General features: G+C 42.9%; 24 protein-coding genes, 1 tRNA gene and 1 pseudogene. 15 read left to right on the top strand and 11 right to left on the bottom strand.

What is annotated here, in order from left to right; translation table 11 throughout:
• Positions 1–3: 3 nt before the first annotated feature.
• The 4 genes and pseudogenes from BTO30_RS02660 to BTO30_RS02675 form a co-directional block, all read right to left on the bottom strand.
• Positions 4–519 carry a YjcG family protein gene (locus BTO30_RS02660; protein WP_075397171.1) on the bottom strand — a complete coding sequence of 172 codons (516 nt, stop codon included), beginning with the start codon at positions 517–519 and terminating at the stop codon, positions 4–6.
• Positions 520–597: 78 nt separating this feature from the next.
• On the bottom strand, positions 598–1,317 hold the full coding sequence (locus tag BTO30_RS02665) for an alpha/beta hydrolase (RefSeq protein WP_075397172.1): 720 nt from the start codon (positions 1,315–1,317) through the stop codon (positions 598–600).
• A gap of 47 nt (positions 1,318–1,364) precedes the next feature.
• A pseudogene (locus BTO30_RS18090) lies at positions 1,365–1,556 on the bottom strand (WYL domain-containing protein); the annotation flags it as partial.
• 132 nt (positions 1,557–1,688) lie between these two features.
• Positions 1,689–2,126, bottom strand: coding sequence for an Hsp20/alpha crystallin family protein (locus BTO30_RS02675; protein WP_075397174.1), 438 nt, complete (start codon positions 2,124–2,126; stop codon positions 1,689–1,691).
• A gap of 162 nt (positions 2,127–2,288) precedes the next feature.
• On the opposite strand from BTO30_RS02675, the gene BTO30_RS02680 reads away from it, so the two are divergent.
• Together BTO30_RS02680 and BTO30_RS02685 are read left to right on the top strand one after the other, a co-directional pair.
• A complete protein-coding gene (locus tag BTO30_RS02680; protein ID WP_075397175.1) occupies positions 2,289–3,935 on the top strand; it encodes an ABC1 kinase family protein in 1,647 nt (548 codons plus the stop codon).
• 53 nt (positions 3,936–3,988) lie between these two features.
• Positions 3,989–4,061 (top strand) — tRNA-Val (locus BTO30_RS02685).
• Between the two features lie 121 nt (positions 4,062–4,182).
• Here the strand turns inward: BTO30_RS02685 and BTO30_RS02690 are convergent.
• Positions 4,183–5,376: a tyrosine-type recombinase/integrase gene (locus BTO30_RS02690; protein ID WP_075397176.1), complete on the bottom strand. Its 1,194-nt coding sequence runs from the start codon at positions 5,374–5,376 to the stop codon at positions 4,183–4,185.
• 332 nt (positions 5,377–5,708) lie between these two features.
• Between BTO30_RS02690 and BTO30_RS02695 the strand changes: the two genes are divergently transcribed.
• The gene (locus BTO30_RS02695; protein ID WP_211272811.1) at positions 5,709–5,900 is read left to right on the top strand and encodes a hypothetical protein; all 192 of its coding nucleotides are present in this window, start codon (positions 5,709–5,711) and stop codon (positions 5,898–5,900) included.
• Here the strand turns inward: BTO30_RS02695 and BTO30_RS02700 are convergent.
• The 6 genes from BTO30_RS02700 to BTO30_RS02725 all read right to left on the bottom strand — a co-directional run bounded on the left by BTO30_RS02700 (position 5,897) and on the right by BTO30_RS02725 (position 9,774).
• A complete protein-coding gene (locus BTO30_RS02700) occupies positions 5,897–6,298 on the bottom strand; it encodes a TIR domain-containing protein (protein ID WP_075397178.1) in 402 nt (133 codons plus the stop codon). The two genes, BTO30_RS02695 and BTO30_RS02700, sit on opposite strands and share 4 nt — an antisense overlap.
• Positions 6,291–6,728 (bottom strand): DUF4231 domain-containing protein, encoded by a 438-nt coding sequence (locus BTO30_RS02705; RefSeq protein WP_075397179.1) that lies wholly within the window; start codon positions 6,726–6,728, stop codon positions 6,291–6,293. Before BTO30_RS02705 ends, BTO30_RS02700 begins: the two co-directional genes overlap by 8 nt.
• A 105-nt stretch (positions 6,729–6,833) precedes the next feature.
• Complete coding sequence (locus BTO30_RS02710) at positions 6,834–7,829, bottom strand: thermonuclease family protein (RefSeq protein ID WP_075397180.1); 996 nt, start codon at positions 7,827–7,829, stop codon at positions 6,834–6,836.
• Position 7,830: 1 nt separating this feature from the next.
• Positions 7,831–8,802, bottom strand: coding sequence for a hypothetical protein (locus BTO30_RS02715; RefSeq protein WP_083632262.1), 972 nt, complete (start codon positions 8,800–8,802; stop codon positions 7,831–7,833).
• Positions 8,803–8,858: 56 nt separating this feature from the next.
• Positions 8,859–9,299, bottom strand: a complete 441-nt coding sequence (locus BTO30_RS02720; protein WP_075397181.1) for an ImmA/IrrE family metallo-endopeptidase — start codon at positions 9,297–9,299, stop codon at positions 8,859–8,861.
• Positions 9,300–9,306: 7 nt separating this feature from the next.
• Entirely contained in the window at positions 9,307–9,774 is a 468-nt protein-coding gene (locus BTO30_RS02725; protein WP_075397182.1) for a helix-turn-helix domain-containing protein, read from the bottom strand.
• Between the two features lie 160 nt (positions 9,775–9,934).
• Between BTO30_RS02725 and BTO30_RS02730 the strand changes: the two genes are divergently transcribed.
• From BTO30_RS02730 to BTO30_RS17335, 12 genes are all read left to right on the top strand, one after another.
• Entirely contained in the window at positions 9,935–10,165 is a 231-nt protein-coding gene (locus tag BTO30_RS02730) for a helix-turn-helix transcriptional regulator (protein ID WP_075397183.1), read from the top strand.
• Between the two features lie 16 nt (positions 10,166–10,181).
• Positions 10,182–10,361: a helix-turn-helix domain-containing protein gene (locus tag BTO30_RS02735; RefSeq protein WP_075397184.1), complete on the top strand. Its 180-nt coding sequence runs from the start codon at positions 10,182–10,184 to the stop codon at positions 10,359–10,361.
• 68 nt (positions 10,362–10,429) lie between these two features.
• On the top strand, positions 10,430–10,978 hold the full coding sequence (locus BTO30_RS02740; RefSeq protein ID WP_075397185.1) for a helix-turn-helix domain-containing protein: 549 nt from the start codon (positions 10,430–10,432) through the stop codon (positions 10,976–10,978).
• Positions 10,975–11,214, top strand: coding sequence for a hypothetical protein (locus tag BTO30_RS02745; protein ID WP_075397186.1), 240 nt, complete (start codon positions 10,975–10,977; stop codon positions 11,212–11,214). Before BTO30_RS02740 ends, BTO30_RS02745 begins: the two co-directional genes overlap by 4 nt.
• 217 nt (positions 11,215–11,431) lie before the next feature.
• Positions 11,432–11,605 (top strand): DUF6906 family protein, encoded by a 174-nt coding sequence (locus tag BTO30_RS17330; RefSeq protein WP_169829344.1) that lies wholly within the window; start codon positions 11,432–11,434, stop codon positions 11,603–11,605.
• A 14-nt stretch (positions 11,606–11,619) separates the two neighbouring features.
• Positions 11,620–11,823: a YqaI family protein gene (locus BTO30_RS02750; protein WP_075397187.1), complete on the top strand. Its 204-nt coding sequence runs from the start codon at positions 11,620–11,622 to the stop codon at positions 11,821–11,823.
• A 95-nt stretch (positions 11,824–11,918) separates the two neighbouring features.
• The gene (locus BTO30_RS02755) at positions 11,919–13,451 is read left to right on the top strand and encodes an AAA family ATPase (protein WP_075397188.1); all 1,533 of its coding nucleotides are present in this window, start codon (positions 11,919–11,921) and stop codon (positions 13,449–13,451) included.
• On the top strand, positions 13,451–14,479 hold the full coding sequence (locus BTO30_RS02760) for a RecT family recombinase (protein ID WP_075397189.1): 1,029 nt from the start codon (positions 13,451–13,453) through the stop codon (positions 14,477–14,479). Before BTO30_RS02755 ends, BTO30_RS02760 begins: the two co-directional genes overlap by 1 nt.
• A 187-nt stretch (positions 14,480–14,666) precedes the next feature.
• Positions 14,667–15,755, top strand: a complete 1,089-nt coding sequence (locus BTO30_RS17570) for a proline-rich domain-containing protein (RefSeq protein ID WP_075397190.1) — start codon at positions 14,667–14,669, stop codon at positions 15,753–15,755.
• 73 nt (positions 15,756–15,828) lie between these two features.
• Complete coding sequence (locus BTO30_RS02770) at positions 15,829–16,524, top strand: ATP-binding protein (protein WP_245796309.1); 696 nt, start codon at positions 15,829–15,831, stop codon at positions 16,522–16,524.
• Positions 16,525–16,535: 11 nt separating this feature from the next.
• Positions 16,536–16,742 carry a hypothetical protein gene (locus BTO30_RS02775; protein ID WP_075397191.1) on the top strand — a complete coding sequence of 69 codons (207 nt, stop codon included), beginning with the start codon at positions 16,536–16,538 and terminating at the stop codon, positions 16,740–16,742.
• The gene (locus tag BTO30_RS17335) at positions 16,739–16,912 is read left to right on the top strand and encodes a hypothetical protein (RefSeq protein ID WP_169829345.1); all 174 of its coding nucleotides are present in this window, start codon (positions 16,739–16,741) and stop codon (positions 16,910–16,912) included. The genes BTO30_RS02775 and BTO30_RS17335 overlap by 4 nt, the downstream gene beginning before the upstream one ends.
• The last annotated feature ends 127 nt before the right edge of the window (positions 16,913–17,039 follow it).

A 17,039-nucleotide genomic window follows, 5' to 3' on the forward strand; every position in this document is an offset into this window, starting at 1 on the left:
CCATCATGCATCCTTTCCAAGTAAAAATGTTTCATACACCGTCCACGAACCATTCTCCAGCTGATAAAGCAAGTGAAAGCGGTCTGCGATTTCCGTCAGATTAACCGATTCCATTTTCAATGACCCGTACACGTCCGAATGCTCATCATCAGACAGCTGCTGTCCGATCGTAATGTGTGGAATGAATGCATACGGCTCCTCGCCCGGAAGATCGTCTGTGTGCATCATGTCATAAAGGGACGTCAGTGTATCATTCGGATCGACTTTGAAATAAATGACATTGTTCACCGGTTCAAACGATTTGACTTTGCTGACATGATAGGAAAACGGCTGATGAACGGCCGCTATCTTGCGCAGTTTTTCTGCGATGGTTTTGACATCATCGTCACCTGCATCAAAAGGACTCTTCAATGTAATATGCGGTGAAACGAGGGCATAATGCGGGTCATAGCGCTTCCGGTAACCGTTTACTTTATCCTGCAAAGGTTTTGATGGAAAAATAACAACACCGTATTTCATTTCGTTCACTCTCCCTAAAAATAACGTTTCTACACTAGTATATCAAAGTTGACGCAAAAAGCCGCATGATAGCTTCTTTCACTCAAACATCATTGACAGAGCCCGCTTCATATCCGGCTGCCAGTACGTCCACACATGTCCGCCATCAAACTCGTCATAAAAATAATCAAATTTTTTCGTAAGAAGCAGCGAATGAAGCGCCCGGTTTGGCGTTAAAAAGTCGGCAGTTTCACCATTGGTCATTTTCACTTCTGTTTCACCGGTTCCGATGACATGATATAACGACAGATGATGCGTATCATCCGCTGTATCCACCGCATTCAAGACGGTGCTGTCAACGTATGGAGAATGCATTAACACTTTCCCAAACAGGTTCGGATACTCAAGTGCCGCCATAAGTGAAACCGTCGCCGCAAGCGAATCACCGGCAAGCGCCCGCCCAAAAGAGACATTGTGTCCGGGAAACTTCTCATCCAAATAGGGAACGACTTCATGCGCCAAAAAGCGAATATAAGCTTTTTGCTTTGCACCGTCTGGATGGTATTTTTCCCGACGGTCGTTTTTATTATTGTATGGGACGCCGACGATAATCATGTTTTCGATTTCTTCCTGTTCTAACAGCTCATCCGCGACGCGCGGCAAACGACCCATTTGAAAATAATCTTTGCCGTCCTGGCAAATAAGAAAAGAATACGTAAACATCGGTGAAAAATCAGCCGGTACATAAATTAAAATCGGAATCTCTTCACCGAGCTCTTTTGAATGGATGATATCATCCTGTATTGTCCCGCGTTTCATAAAGCAAGCCTCCCGAAAAAAAGTCAACTAATTTTACCATACGAATGTCATTTTCGGGCGGGAACGGCAGCGAGAATGCGGTCCACGCGAAAAGTCCGCATTTTCTGCCGATTTAAACAAAAGGCGCGGATCATCCCCGGACTGACGTATTTCACGAGAACGGTCCGCTCGGTCATATTTTCATTTTTCCCCATATAAATAATCGTTACAGGTTCTCTTGCTGTCATATATGTTTGTAAAAATCGAAACGTTTGTTCTCACCCCTCGTTTTTATTATGAGCGAACAAAAGTTCTTTTTCAAGGAGAGAATGACCAGGATAAGAGTAGAAAACACCGTTCGATATTTCGGACGGTGTTTTCGTTTCTTCACATTAATGAAATTCCACATCGATTTTCTTTCCATCATCCTTTGTTACTTTCGGCATTTTCACTTCCAGCACCCCATTTTTATACGTTGCCTTTACCCCTTCATTGGACACCGGGCTTGGCAGGGATACAGAACGATGGAAACGGCCGGCGAAACGTTCTTTTCGATGCATATGTTCTTCTTTCGTTTCGGTCGTTCGATTCATCGAACCACTAATGCGCAGCGTATTCTGGTCGATTGAAATATCGACATCTTCTTTCTTATCAAGTCCGGGAAGATCGCAAGTCGCCACGACTTCATTTTCCGTTTCATGAATATCAACGCGGATGCCGCCCCAATTTTGTTCCATGCCAAACGCTGAAGGGAAATCGAAAAAAATACGGTCAAAATCCTTTCTTAAATTCGCCAATTGTCTAAATGGATCATACGGTACCAATGCCATGTTTAAACCTCCTTGTGATGAATAACAACCTTATTATGGTTCTGTATACATAAAGTATTCCAAATAAATAATCGGCGTTGCGAACAAAAGTTCTTTTTTGAGCAGAGAATAACGCGTATATGATATGATGGAAAAAACGAACGAAACGAAGAAGGTGACGATGTGGGACGAATCGGGACGCTGCGGCGCGCACCGGAAATTGTGGCGGTGTTTGCGAAGCACGGCTTTGCGGGATACATAAAAGACCTTGGATTAGCAGAAAAAATTCCGTTCACGAGACGGGGAGTGAAAGAGCAGAATGTAAAAGGAGAGCAGCTGCGGCGGGCGCTGGAAGAACTCGGACCGACATTTATGAAACTCGGCCAGTTTTTGTCAACTCGGACCGACCTTCTGCCGCCTTCATGGACCGGTCCGCTTGCGAAACTTCAAAACAGTGCGCCGGCCATGCCGTTTGAAGAAATCCAAAAAATTGTCGAAGCGGAAGCCGGACAGCCGCTGGATGAGTGGCTCATGTATATGGAAGAAATGCCGCTCGGCGCTGCGTCGATCGGGCAGGTGCACCGGGCCGCATTAAAGGACGGAACCGAAGTTGCCATTAAAATCCGCCGCCCGGGCATCGAACCGGTCATCCGCAATGACGTGTCAATCCTGCGTCAGCTCGCCAGCCTTGCGGAGCGAAATTCAGAGCTTGCCCGCCAGTTCAGTTTAAAAGCGGTGATTGATGATTTTGCGACGGCGTTAGGACGGGAAATGAACTATCGGATGGAAGCGTTAGAAGCAGCGGGCGTACGGGAAGCGATGAAAGAGAAACGCATTTACGTGCCGGAAATTTATCCGGAATGGACAACCGAGCGGATGCTCGTCATGGAATATGTAAACGGCCAGCCGCTGCGGGGAGACATGATTGCCGGTATCGAAAAGGAAGAGAGACAGCAGCTCGCCCGGGCATTATCGGAGACCGTGCTGCGTCAAGTATTTATCGATGGCATTTTTCATGCCGATCCGCATCCGGGCAACTTGCTGCTGTTACAAGACGGCCGGCTCGGACTTATCGACTTTGGCAACACGGGAAGATTATCGGATGATATGAAGCATTTACTGTCCGATTGCTTATTCGCCCTCGCTGACCGGGATGCCGCCGCGCTCTCGATGCTTGTGCTGGAAATGGGCTCGCGAAAGCCGGTGGACCGCCGCGTTTTGCAGCGGGACATCAGCCGCTGGATGGCCGGCTACATGGACGTCGAACTCGCAGATGTCAAAATGGGCGCCATGCTGCAGGAGCTGTTCACCGTCGCCGGCAGCCACCACATCAGCATCCCGAAAGACTTCGTGCAAGTCGGCCAGGCTTTTTTAAAAGTCGAACAAACCGTCATCGCGCTTGATCCCGGCTCCAGTCTTTCCGGCATGGTGCGTGATATGGCACACGAGGTGCTGATGGGCCGCATTCATCCGAAAGAAATTATGCGTGAATCCCGCTCATTCATCCGGCTCATGAAAATGGCGGCAGGCAAACTCCCAGGAATCCTCAACGAAACATTGAACGAATGGGAAGGCGGCCAGCCGAAACTGAAAATGCACATCACCGCCGACGAAAACATTATGAAACGGATCGAGCGGATGGCCTCCATGATCGTCCTGAGCGTCATGATGCTCGCCTTCAGCATCGTCATGGCCGGCATCTTCGTCTCCATGCGAAACCAGTCACCGCTCACCGGAACGAATGCCATCCACATCGGCATGGTGACCGCTCTGATCATGACTATCATCTTTCTCGTCGTCATCTATTTAATGTGGCGGAAAATAAAATAAAAAGCATTGACACCCCACTGGCATTTTCATATAATAGAACTTGTCAGTAAAGAGATTCCTTAGCTCAGCTGGGAGAGCGCTACCTTGACAGGGTAGAGGTCGCTGGTTCGAACCCAGTAGGAATCATAAAACATAAACCCTTTAAAACCCTTATGGGGCGAGGGTTTCAATGGAAAAGACCACTTCTTCGGAGGTGGTCTTTTTTTAATGTAAATTTGGCTTTGGGGACGAATTGGGGACGAAACCTTTAAATGCTATCTTTTTTAGGTGAAAAAAGATCATTTAATTTATCCGCAGCTTCTTGATCAGCTGAACGTAAAGCATGGCCATACGTATCCATTGTGATGCGAATATCAGCATGCCCAAGCCGTTCGGAAATAATCTTTGCATGAACGCCCTGATTGATTAGCAGGGTAGCGGACGTGTGTCGAAGATCGTGCAGGCGAATATAACGCACGTCTGCGCGGGTCGTAAATCGTTTCCACCAGGTCGTTGGTGTAGTAGGATAAAAGTGTTTGCCGTTCTCGTTGCAAAAAACATATTCGTGCTCTGTCTCAATCCACAATTCACCCATTTTCATTTTCTCTTTCCGCCAGTGTAACTGGTATCTTTTTAATTCCAGTAGAACAGATGAGGGAAGAGAAATTAAACGTTTGGATGTTTCAGATTTCGGCTCTTTTAAAACTGGACGCCCTTTTTCACCGCGGCTGATGACTTGCTCAATATGAAGGGTGCTTTTATCAAAATCGATGTGTTTCCATTCTAAACCAAGAAGTTCGCCTCTTCGCAATCCAGCAGCTAGAGCCAATGTGATAAATACCCGCCAATATATCGGCTCGCCTTGAGCTGCTGCGAAAAGAACTGCGATTTCTTTTTCATCATATACTACTACTTTTTTCTTTGAACGGTCTTTTGGACGTTTCACAGACGCAACTGGATTTTCTTTGAGTATTTTCCAGTCTTCAGCTCGTTGAAAAACATTCCGTAGGACACGATAGATATATTCATTAGTAGAGATTGAAAGGCCCTTATCATCCCCGTCAGCCCGTTTCAATCCATCCAGAAAATTGACTACATGAATGGGTTTCACTTGGTCAAGGCGCATATGGCCAAAGGCAGGTAGAATGTGATTCTTTAGATATGACCGATAAGTATCAAGTGTTTGTTCTCCGAGTTCTTTTTTCGCATACTTCTTTTCCCATTCTTCAGAAAATGCCGCGATAGTTAATTTTTCGGGAGCAATATATTCGCCCGATTCTACCTCTGTTTTAAATTTGTACAGTTCAGCATTGAGAAAATCATTTAATTTCCGCGTTTTTTTTAATAGGTCAGGATCAACACGAATGGTTTTTGAACGTTTTTTTCTTTTTCCGTGATTATCGTATCCGGCTTCCACGACCAGACGAAAGGAATTGCCGCCGCGTTTTTCAATACTTGCCATTGTCGTCACTCCTTTATTTTAATGATTAGGGCTTCTTGTGTATGATTCAATTCCGTTCCACATACTTTCATTGATATTTCATGTCCGTATTGAACGTTGCGTAATACAAATTGTATTTTAAGTACGTCTGAACCCTATGCCAAAAACCAATTATTAGAATATATGTTCTGTTTTATTGTAAAAGAAAAAACCTGTCTCAAAAAGAGACAGGTTGGTGAGAAATTTCTTTTTTTGTTATTCAAAGGGAATTTTGTTACACTCTTAAGCAAGATAACCCAAAATAAAACGTTTATAGCATGGCTTTTAGACCTGGAAAGAAAGGGAGTGACAGAGTGAAGCCGCAAAAATTTGTAAAAAAGCAAGTCGTTATCTCTGCATTTCGTACCGATAAAGTAATGTTTATCGAGACACTAGAAGGTACTATGAAAGCTGAAAAAGGAGACTGGATTGTCACCGGAATAAAAGGTGAACAATATCCGGTTAAACCCGACATATTTGAAGAAACTTACAAAGCAATTGATTAATCGTCAATTGCTTTTTTTATTGATTCGTATTTAAAACTTCCCACAAACTTTGTTCCTATACCATAAAGTCCGGACGGGGTAGTATAATCAGAGTCTATTTTTACAGCTACGATCTTCTTATTCAGCTCTACTGCTTTTTCAATTTCCCAGCTACACCATTCACTTTTATGAGTGTTTTTTCCAATGATCATCAAAAAAACTTTACTATCCTTAATGCGGGCCTTGATAACTGATTTAATATAAGCAGCATTTGCGGAATTGATAGAAACACCTACTGAAGTGTCATTGAATTTCAAATCAAAATGCTCTTTATCTGATTTCGACCAGGCAACAAGTAAATTTTTATACGTAGTATCTTCGGTATTGCTTTTGTAACTTACAAAAACTTTTTTAGCCATTTTCTTCACTCCTGTTGTCATTGTGATTTAAGTTAGCCCAGTTGATGTTTTCTTTTGAAATAATTGTTTCTACTCTTTCTATTAAAGTAACGTACGATCCACTTTCGGAATAAACTCCTGCTTTGCCTAAATACATATGCTTTTCACGCCTAAGCGTTTCGCAAATACTGCGGTACTCTATCCAGTTTTCATGATACTTATTAATGGAATTAATACCTTCCAAAACAGCAATGAGGATGCCTAAAAGACCAATTGCGTGTACTAACCATTTAAAATCAGGAACAATCCCGGCAAGAAAAGGGATCAGCGCTGAAGAAATTAACTGTATTATTTTTATTCTTTTATAGTTTTTTTGGCAGTTTTGACTTTTGGTATCATACCAATTAATTTGATTTTCTAACCGGGATTCAATATATTCCGAATCTGTCACGTTGGATCTTCCTTTCTAATTAGTAAAACCTCCTTTGGATTGTAGTTACATAAGGATTTTTACATGATTTAAACAAGCAGCTTCTTCCACGCATTAAACTCTTGGCTAATTCTCACAAGCGTAGTCATCGCCATCTCGATCGTGCTTTGAATCATATGCTGGATGTCCGGCCGGAACTCCGTCCGGATAGACTGCTCTGAGCGCCGTGCAGTTTTTAAACGATTCCACAGTTGCAGCTGGTGCAGGCTCTTCAACGACTGGTTCCGGTTCAGGTTCAACGGCTACAGGTTCCGGCTCTGGATCGGGTTCATAAACAGCAGAGTCGTAGCCATCATCAGTGGCGTAGTTTTCAACTTCCCAAATGCCGATGCCTTTTTCTTTGGCTGCTGCCTGTGCAACTTCAAGTTCTTCCAAATATTCAGTATTCGGCGGATAAACGGTAACACGGGCAAGACCTTCTTCGATAAGCGTTTTGTTAAACATTTTGTCGCCAACATACACGTAAGCGAGGAGGCGGCCATAACGGTCACGTTCTTCAATGCCCGGTTCGATCTCAACTTCTTTGCCGTTCAGCTGCTCTGTCGTAAAAGCGGATGCTTCTTCACCGAGTGGCTGTTTGCCGAGCTGCGGATGTTTTGTTTCCGGTGTATCGACTAATATGAGACGGACTGTTTCTTCTTTGCCATTCAAATCAACTTTGATCGTATCTCCGTCTGTGACGGAAAGGACCTTTGCTTTTATAAATGCGGTATCGGTTTCTTCATCACTTTCATTGGGGTCAGAGGTAACTGGCACTATTTCAGCTTCTTCATTTTGTTTTGAATCCAGGAATTCCTCATACGTATCTTCTTCCGCTACTTCAGGAGAAGGTTCAGGCTTCATAGCAAACCAGCCAATAGTAAGGAACAAGCCCAATATGATAAGAATAGCAGGCGCTTTTGAGGACACGCTCATATTTCTGTTTTTGTTCCATTCATATGCACCCCAAATCACTATCAAAACGCCAATCACAGCTAAAATATTTCCAAAAATCCACTGAACAATCGCAATAATAAGGGCAATAATGATAATAAGGCCCAAGCAACCGATTAAAAATTGCATTTTATAAGTCACCTTCCTCTGAAATTGCTAGAATAGGTTCTACAGGCAGGAGGCCCTTTGTTTTTTGGAAATTCATAATATGATTAAAGTGTGTTAGGGCGTCGGATGGATCAAGCAGGGAATAATTAAAAGATTCAATTGTTTCTCTGTCCATAACGGCAGACAGCACAGCGGATTCTTCGTTATGGCCTGTTGATGTATTTAAAAAATCGCCTACTGCATGAAGATAAACCGTATTGATCGGTAAAAGCGCGAACAGTTCTCTGGCTACCCGCAAACAAACGCCGCATACATAGTCCTGATAAAGCTCGTAATAAGCTCCTTTAGGCATATTCTTTTCTGAAAGCTTACCGTGTGTCGTAAGAGTCTTTGTTTTCTGTGGAATGACTTCTTCAGACTGAACATATACCGTGGCTTCCATTATATTGGCATCTAATATTTTTAAATCGATGGAGCTGCCTATTTCAAAAAGATCTTCAAAAGGGTTCATTTCTTCTAACACGTCTAAAAAAACAGCTGTGTTACCCGAAAGAATCTGATTCGCCCAGGTCACGCGATCTTCCCATGATTTGTATAGTGTTTGGTCTTCTTTTTTTGCTTCTAACACATCTTGCTCAAGTTGGAGCTTATGAGCATCTCCGCGCCCAAAAAGTTTATCTCTTAAACTAGGTTTATACGTTTGGAGCATATTCAGGGCTTCTTTTTCATGAGGCCCAGGTGTTCCAGATTCGAAGGGAGGGGCTTCATTGGATAGTTCAAGCCAGTCAATAGGGTCACTGCTGTCTACATGAATACTTTTAAGCACTTCAATTCTATTTTCATAGATTTCGACTTCTAACTGTGCAGCTTCTAATTCCGCAAGACGCTGATTTTCTTTCTGTATACGAATTAACTCTCGGCGACGGCGCTCTGCATTACGAACAGCTTTTTTGTTTGCGCGGTCGATTTTTTTAAATGTGTTGTATAAACTCACTTTACTTCCTCCTTTACATAATCCATACATATCACGCAAAAAGTACCAGTCAATAGCTAAAAAAATGACTCTATCGATTTCAGCGTCACGATCTCACGAGGGATACCATGCATTTCGCCAATTTGATAAAGAGTATAGTTCGAGTCCGAATATTCAATTATTTTTTCGTCTGGAAGAAGTAGCTCAACAGCGAACGTGTTGGCTTCGACTTCCATCCGTTCAACAGAAAAGAGAGTATTTCTTTTTAAAAAAGGTGTATTTGCCTTTGGGTGAAGCACAGCATGACCTAATTCATGTGCACATACGAACCGCTGTCCAATTTCGTTCAGATTTTGGTTAATGTGAATGAATTTTACTCGTTTATACATATTGTAATAGCCAAGTATTTTACCCAAAGGTTCGTAAGAAAGCAGGATATTGTTGCGATCCGCAATTTCAAACGGATCGTTCGTACCGTGTTTCTGAGTTAATGATTGAATGACTTCTTTAACTTGCATAAGCAGCTCACTCCTGCTCTTTACGATATTTCTTTGGTGTGTATTTTTGTTTTGCGATTCTTTTGGCAAGACGCATGGACTGTTCAAGAGAAGCGATGAGTAGCTCCCGATCTTCGTCATCCAATTCATCGACAGTATGTCCATCGAAACTTGCCATGCCATTCTTGCTCTCAAGATTATTGATCATGGCTTCTAGGTCTGTCATGATGTTTTGCTCATCTTTTTCAGTAAGTTCTGGCAAAGAATTAGAATTCTTCGAATCGTTTCTTCCTAATAAATAGTCAGTAGATGTGTCAAAAAGATTTGCAATTTTAATTACGGTTTCCATTGGAGGCTGCTTTGTACCATTTTCATAAGCAGTATAAGTAGTTCGTGCAACACCTAAAATCTCAGCCACGTAACCTTGTGTGAAATGCGGATTTGTTTCTTTTCTTGATTCGCGCAATTTTTTTAGTCTATCGGCAAAAATCTTCAAAATAATCGTCCTCTCTCGTTGAGGAATTTACTGTAATTATAATGTTTCTTAAAGAAACTTTCTTTATTTGTTCTCAAAAGAAACATTTTTATTGACAAGTTCCCTTTAGGAACATATAATCAAAATATAAAGTTACTTAAAGGAACAGGAGGTGTAGGAAATGCAACGTTTTTGGTTAAAAAAACTTCGGGAAGATGCTGATAAAACGCATGATGATGTTGCAAAGGAAGCTGCTATTTCAAGAAGCTTCTACACCAATATTGAACTCGGGATAAAGAATCCAAGCGTTGAAGTAGCAAAAAAAATAGCTTCAGTTCTCATATTTGAATGGACGCTTTTTTTTGCAAATGAATGTTCTTTAAAGGAACAAAATACAAAAGAAGTCAGCTAAGGAGGTGATCTAATCAATGGAAAATCAAACATGGACAGTTAAACAAGTTGCTGATTATCTCAGGGTTCATCCAGACACCATTTACACAATGGTGAAAGAAAAACAGATACCTCATTTCCGAGTACGAAGCAAAATCTTCTTCACGAAATCCGCTATTGACTCTTGGATAAGAAGCCAAGAAGGTGTAGCAATGTAATTTCATTTTAAACAGAAATCAAGTATGAAGAAATTCACAATTAAATACAAAAGATGGGAGTGGTTCCTTTGGACATAAAGAAATCAGCAAATGTAGGAAAAATCTTTGAGCGATTAATTAAAGAGGAAGGATTATCGGTGAATCAACTGGCATTCGACATAGGGGTCTCCCCTCAAATGGGGAGTCACTTGAAAAATGATCGGCGGCCGCTACAGCAGGATATTGCCGAAAGGGCGATCAACGTGTTTAGCGACTGTCCGGCCTTCGTAATGGACTTGATCTTTGAGTTTAGCAGTGGGTTTACACCGCCAGTGTTAAGAGGACCAGCCATTGATCAGCACCGGCTTTCCTTTAAACACTTTCTATTAAAAGAGTGCGCAGATGTTTATAACAAAATCCGCACAGAATCCGGAGAGTTTGACTGGTGCCGGCCACCTGACGCAGCAAGTAAGGCTGAAAAAGAGTGGGTGAAAGAGCTGATCGTGGAGCTCAATGAAATGGAAATGGCCGCGGCGAACTTTCGCCGGCACTTGCATGAAGCGTATCTCATTAATCCGAAACAGGTGCGGGACGAGACCTTAACCCGGATCAAAGCCAAAGGATGGGTGGAAGCGTGAATACAGAATTGAACGAGAAGAAATGTGCGCACAGCTTGCTTTATCGCATTGAAGAACACTTAATCAGCGGTGACTTAATAGATGCAAAACGTCGCACGGTTGATCTGTTAAATAGTTTGCGAGAACTGGAATTGATTCAGGAAGAAAGGGTGAAACGAAATGTTTTGGTTCAAGATCATAGGGTTTTGTCTGATCGCAGTGGCGGCGGCGTACTTCTGGGGCATGGCAACCGGTGAGGTTAAGGCAGAAAAACGCCATAAAAAATGACGACACGCTTTGCACAGCGGCCGTCAGGTGAATCGCAGTAAGTAAATAAATTATAACACAGTCCTGAAACAAAACAAAGATGGGCACTACGGTGCTCGTCCAAAGCCATCGGAGTGGTTTTCTCCCCCTGTTTTCCATTCCGGCGGCTTTGGATGGACGCCTTCCATCAGAAAAGGAGTGAGAGACATGAAACACGGTAAAAAGCCGACAAGAGCCGAACGTGCTGTGATCTTGTCATACGGATTGAATCCGAATAACTGGTTTGTCGGAAAGAAGAAAGATGACCGTTTAACACTTATCCATCGTTTTACCGATCAGACACGGCAGATCCCGGATGAAGCAGTGAAAAAACTAGGTTAAGAGGAGGAACTATTTTGGATCATCCAATAATTGAACAAATTGAGCGGACAGGCTTTCCGGTTGGAATGCGGGAAGAGCCAGAAGGCGTGGATTATTTCGGAAATGAATACTTTGCTGGCGAAGAGATTGTCATCACGGAAGATAACGAAGTCGTGCGCTTGGAAAGCTTGGAAGATTATCTGATTGAAGTAATGGGCGTCCGGTTTACGAAGGCATGAAAAGACTCCTGTTAGAGCAGGAGTCAGTGGTTTTAAAAATATTATTACGAACATTGTACAGCACAATGAAAACTGAATCAAGGGAGTGGATTTAAGTGGAAATCACTTTTGAATATATTAAAATGAAAAATTTCAAGAATCACGCTGATTTTTCATCCAACATGGGCGCGATCACAAACATTTACGGGCGGAACGGTGCTGGCAAGTCCAGCATCGGTGATGCGGTAACGTGGCTGCTGTACGGAACAGATCAAATGGGTTCGAAACTGGAAGTCAAGCCGATTGATCAGCCGGACGCTGAAACGGCCGTGACACTCAAAATTCTCGTAGCGGGCAAAGAGGTTTTGCTAGGCCGCGCACAAAACAAAACAGCCAAGTACTTCATTAATGAGGTGCCAGAAAAAGCAACGGCCTTTAATGAATATGTCGAAACGCTTTTTGACAAAGATTTGTTTCTGTCAATGTTCAACCCGATTTACTTCTTCACACAAAACTGGAAAGAGCAGCGGGCGCAGGTGCTTCGATATGTGGATGAACCGTTAAACAGCGAAGTATTTGCCGAAATGGCTGAAATACAGGCGAAGCTCCTGCAAGAGCATTTGAAAAAGCACTCACTTGATGATCTGGAAAAGGTTCATAAAGACCGGTTTAAGAAGCGGGATGTGGATTACACAAAAGCAAATGAGCGCCTGGCTACTCTGCAGGAACAGCTTGAAAAAGAGCAGGAAGGCAAGGAATCGATTGATCTTACCGCTATTAAAGCGGAGATTGATTCACTAGCAAAAGAACGTGATTCCTTAGATGAAGAGTATCACAAAGCATCGGCTGCTATTCAAAAAAGAAATGCTCTTTTATCGCAGATCGATTTTAAACGGGAAGAAGCCATGAAACAAATGAAGGCACTGGAATCTATAAAGAAAGAACCGATTGAAGAAAACTGCCGTACTTGCGGGCAAGGATTGAATGAAGAAGCGATCAATGCAGTCAAACAGGATATGAAAAAACGCTTCTCTGAAGGTGTTGAGCGAGGGAAGCAGCTGCAAGCTGAACTAAACGTATTGAAAGAACAACTTGAAGAACTGCCAGAAGTTGAAATGATCGATACCCGCAAGAAAAGTGCTGAATTGGATGAACGTATATACCCACTGATGGCAAAACGTGATGCAGCTGCTCGGATCGGCCGGTTAGAAACAGAGATTTGGTTAGCTTCTGAAAACAAAGCGAATGTGCTGAAAGAACGGAATGAATCACAGGAGCTGATTGACAGTATTAAAGTTTTTCGGAACAAACAGGCTGAGGTAATGGTGAAGAAAGTAGACAGCCTTTTTACTACTATTTCTGTCCGGTTATTCGAACAGCTGAAAAACGGTGAAATGAAAGAAACCTTTGAGATCGAAATGGACGGCAAGCCCTACAGCAAGCTTTCTACAGCGGAAAAGATTAAATGCGGCCTTGAAATGGTTGAAGTTCTAAGCCGCCAATCAGGTGTGATTGTGCCGACATTCGTTGATAATGCTGAATCGATTCTGAAATACACAGCACCGGCAGGACAGCTTATTACAGCAAAGGTAAAAGCTGGTGACTTGAAAGTAGAAATCAAAGAAGAAGCCAAGGAGGTTGCGTCCTAATGACAACAGAACAACAGCAGGCTGTTCAGAAATCAAATCCAAATGAGGTTGTCGCAGGCACGCTCACACGCGGCGAGGTCGCCACATTAAAGCAGACGTTGACACCGCAGGGCATCAATGACGCACAGTTTAACCTTTACATCCAGACATGCGCAGCATCCGGTTTAAACCCATTTATGAATCACATATACGCCATTCCCTATAAAGGAAAAATGAATATTCAGATCAGCGTGGACGGCATTCATTATCTGGCCAGAAAGCATCCAGATTATATCACTGCTTCAGCAGAAATAGTTGGTGAGAATGAAGTTGAAAATTTTGAAGCTGAATTGATCAATGGCGAATTCAAAATCACAAAGCATAAAATTTCGTTGCCGATCAGAGGAAAAGCAGTCGCGGCCTATGCTATTGCAAAAAGGAATGGTGCGCCGGATCAAGTCGTTTTTATGGACCGTTCAGAAGTTGAGCACATGGAACGCGGTATCAACCCACTCTGGAAATCAAATTTCAACGACATGTTTAAAAAGCATGTCATGAAACGCGCTCTGAAAGCTCAGTTTGGCGTTGATATAGATGACCATACCATCGATGGCGTAAGGGATTCGGTTCAGGAAAACGCCCGTGAGACACAGCGTAAAGAGATCATTATCAACGAAAATGAATCGGCCAGTGAAGAAGACTTGTTAATACAAGTTCACGATAAATTAGTGGAGATTGCCAAAAGTAAGGAACTTACATCTGATGATGTACAATCATTTGCCCGCAAGCATTTTGATAAAACAATCGATGAATTAACTCTTCAGCAAATGACAGGATTGAAACGTTTTATTGAATTACATCAGCCGCCAAAAATTAAGTCAGAAGAACCTCCAATCGACGCTGAGTATACAGAAATGACGGAACAGCCTCTTCCAGAGGAACCAAAAGAACAGGAAGAAAAAAAAGAGCAGAAAAAACCTTCTGTTGAAGACATGAACTTTGACGATTTTGACTTTGACTCTATGCAAAGCAAAATCCCATTTGACTGATGGAATATAAATTCGACATTCCGCACATTGTGCGTGCATTGGCGAAAACAACACTTAAGCCAAGTAAGAAAGACTATATCGGCCGGGTGAAGGGCTATTTTAAAGCTATTCATCCGGACATGGTTCTCGTAAGGATTGAAGGTAAGCAGACGGTACTGAAGAAGAAAGCTTAAAGGAGTGGTCGGGGGTGGATCAACAGGAGATACACGCATCGGGGTTTGTCATCCAGCCCCGATTACAGTTTCGAAATATAAGGGACCAGATGATTTATCAGATGCTGGTTAGCAGGGCTAATTATGCGGCTTCAGAACGTTGCAAGATCGGACAGACTATTATTAATTTAACGGAACTATCCAAGGAGACAGGATGGTCCAGGGACATCTTATCAGGCGCACTGAAGCAGTTGAAAAAAGAAGGCTATATCCAAACTGAAACACTGCCCCAAAAGAAGGGCGTTCTGGTGACGATCGTCCGCTACAAAGATTTACAAGATTTAACGTTTTACCAAAAAGAAAAAGGCGAAAAAGAGCCGAAAAATCCACAAGGAAATCCGCAACGGATTCCACATGAGAATCCGCAAGGGAATCCACAAGGGAGCGAACCGGCGAATCCTTGCTACGAAAGGGATGACGAGGGGTTGGAAAAAGCAAATCCACAAGGAAATCCGCATGAGATTCCACAAGGGAATCCACATGAGAATCCGCATACTATAACAGCATTTATAAACAGCATTAGTAACAGCAATATAAACATCAATAAAACTTTAAAACAGTACGTCGATCAGTCCGGCGTAAAAAAAATGAATCTCAGCTCCACCGAAGACATCGGAACCTTTGTTGATTTCGCTTTGCTCACCAACGCTTTCCCAGCAGGTGCTTCTCGAAAAGTCTTAATTGCCTACTTTGATGTGATACGGATGACACGATCAAGCTGCAGTATATCGGCCAAAGTGCTTGCTAACTTTATCGAAAAGCTGAAAAAGTATTCGGTCAACCAAATTCATTACGCGTTCTTAAAACATATTACCGACCATGATGATAAACGTGAGCAATACACGCTGGGCATTTTACGCAACGTAAAAGAACCGGAAGCTCGCCGCGGGCTGATGATTCTGAAAAACAAGAAAGGGGTTGCATCTCATGGACTTGATGGAAACCTTCCTGCAGCGGCTGGAGCAGAAGAATCCAGTACTCGCGCAGAAGCTGAAAGACTCGAACGAATTGCAAGAGAAAGAGGTCTTCTCGGGGCGATACGAGACACTGAGTTCGATTTCTGAAGAGTGCCCTTACCGGCAATGTGATGGCACGGGACTTATCTGGATTAAGGACCATGAAAAAAATCGTGAGTTCATGGAAAAGTGTAAGTGCCGTGAAATTAAGGCGTTGGAACGGAAGCTTTCAGCCGCGCAGATGCCGGATGAATTTAAGAAAACAACCATCCAGTCATTTGATATCACGATTTATGAACAGGAAGAGTCTCGACAGTGTGCAGCCAAAGCAAAAAGAATTGCCGGCAATTTCGTTAAAAAATTCGAGCTGATGAAAGAACAAGGCAAAGGACTTTACTTGTACAGCTCCATCAAGGGAAGCGGAAAGACGAGGCTGGCCGCCAGTATTCTGAATGCCCTTCTGAAAACACAGGATTCACGAGAGCATCCGCTCAGCATTTACTACTCTTCAACAGCGGATTTGATTGGGGAAATCAAAAAAACATTTTCGGATGATTCAACCATTAAGTCTTCGGACATTATCGATTCTGTGAAAAAAGTGGACGTGCTGATCCTGGACGATATCGGCGTGGAGAAAGTAACCGACTGGGTTGAAGAAACCTTTACAAGGATTTTAGATTTCCGCCTGCAACATCAAAAAATTACGATTTTCACCAGCAATCTCAGCATTGATGAGCTCGACAATAAATATCCGCAAGGGCGGATCAGCAGTCGTATTGAAAAAATGACATTCCCGGTTCACATGCCGGAAGAAAAGATTCGCCATAAAATCGCGAAGAATGAAAACGAAAGTTTGCTCGACACATTACTGGAATAGGGGGAGACACAGTGGATTCAATCATTTTACGTAGTAACAGTGTTCGCCAAGTGACATATCAGGGCTCGGGCATGTACATGTTCCAGCCCCAGCCTGGCAGGAAGCCATTGAGCAAAAAAGAACAGCAGGCAAAAGATGCGGCTTTTAAAAAGCGTCTGGATGAAGCTCGAATACGGCTTGCGGCGGAAGAAAATACGAGTGGTGGTGATGCAGCATGACAAAGCGTGAAGTGTTTGAAACATTGAAAACACATTTTGAGCGGACCGGAAAGCTTATGACAAGTGAAGAGCTCATTCTTGCGTCCGGACAGGCTGATCCGAAAAATCTTATTGCCGGCCGCCGGTTGTTTAACAAATATATTGACCTGCAGAGAGGGGGAGCGGCATGAAACCAATTGAAGGCTATGAAAAATTAAGTGATACTCAGAGAAAAATTCTGCTCATGGTCCACCGTAAGCATCTTTCAGTGATGGGCAGTAGAGAACGTGAAAAACGCTCGGTGGCTCAAATTAAAAA

It is taken from the genome of Domibacillus antri, assembly GCF_001936625.1.
Classification (GTDB): domain Bacteria; phylum Bacillota; class Bacilli; order Bacillales; family Domibacillaceae; genus Domibacillus; species Domibacillus antri.

What these genes read in the sequence shown, in the direction of transcription:
- BTO30_RS02660 (WP_075397171.1), bottom strand. Translation starts at nt 519, where the DNA reads ATGAAATACGGTGTTGTTATTTTTCCATCAAAACCTTTGCAGGATAAA.
- BTO30_RS02665 (WP_075397172.1), bottom strand. Translation starts at nt 1,317, where the DNA reads ATGAAACGCGGGACAATACAGGATGATATCATCCATTCAAAAGAGCTC.
- BTO30_RS02675 (WP_075397174.1), bottom strand. Translation starts at nt 2,126, where the DNA reads ATGGCATTGGTACCGTATGATCCATTTAGACAATTGGCGAATTTAAGA.
- BTO30_RS02690 (WP_075397176.1), bottom strand. Translation starts at nt 5,376, where the DNA reads ATGGCAAGTATTGAAAAACGCGGCGGCAATTCCTTTCGTCTGGTCGTG.
- BTO30_RS02700 (WP_075397178.1), bottom strand. Translation starts at nt 6,298, where the DNA reads ATGGCTAAAAAAGTTTTTGTAAGTTACAAAAGCAATACCGAAGATACT.
- BTO30_RS02710 (WP_075397180.1), bottom strand. Translation starts at nt 7,829, where the DNA reads ATGCAATTTTTAATCGGTTGCTTGGGCCTTATTATCATTATTGCCCTT.
- BTO30_RS02720 (WP_075397181.1), bottom strand. Translation starts at nt 9,299, where the DNA reads ATGCAAGTTAAAGAAGTCATTCAATCATTAACTCAGAAACACGGTACG.
- BTO30_RS02730 (WP_075397183.1), top strand. Translation starts at nt 9,935, where the DNA reads ATGCAACGTTTTTGGTTAAAAAAACTTCGGGAAGATGCTGATAAAACG.
- BTO30_RS02735 (WP_075397184.1), top strand. Translation starts at nt 10,182, where the DNA reads ATGGAAAATCAAACATGGACAGTTAAACAAGTTGCTGATTATCTCAGG.
- BTO30_RS17330 (WP_169829344.1), top strand. Translation starts at nt 11,432, where the DNA reads ATGAAACACGGTAAAAAGCCGACAAGAGCCGAACGTGCTGTGATCTTG.
- BTO30_RS02760 (WP_075397189.1), top strand. Translation starts at nt 13,451, where the DNA reads ATGACAACAGAACAACAGCAGGCTGTTCAGAAATCAAATCCAAATGAG.
- BTO30_RS02770 (WP_245796309.1), top strand. Translation starts at nt 15,829, where the DNA reads ATGGAAAAGTGTAAGTGCCGTGAAATTAAGGCGTTGGAACGGAAGCTT.
- BTO30_RS17335 (WP_169829345.1), top strand. Translation starts at nt 16,739, where the DNA reads ATGACAAAGCGTGAAGTGTTTGAAACATTGAAAACACATTTTGAGCGG.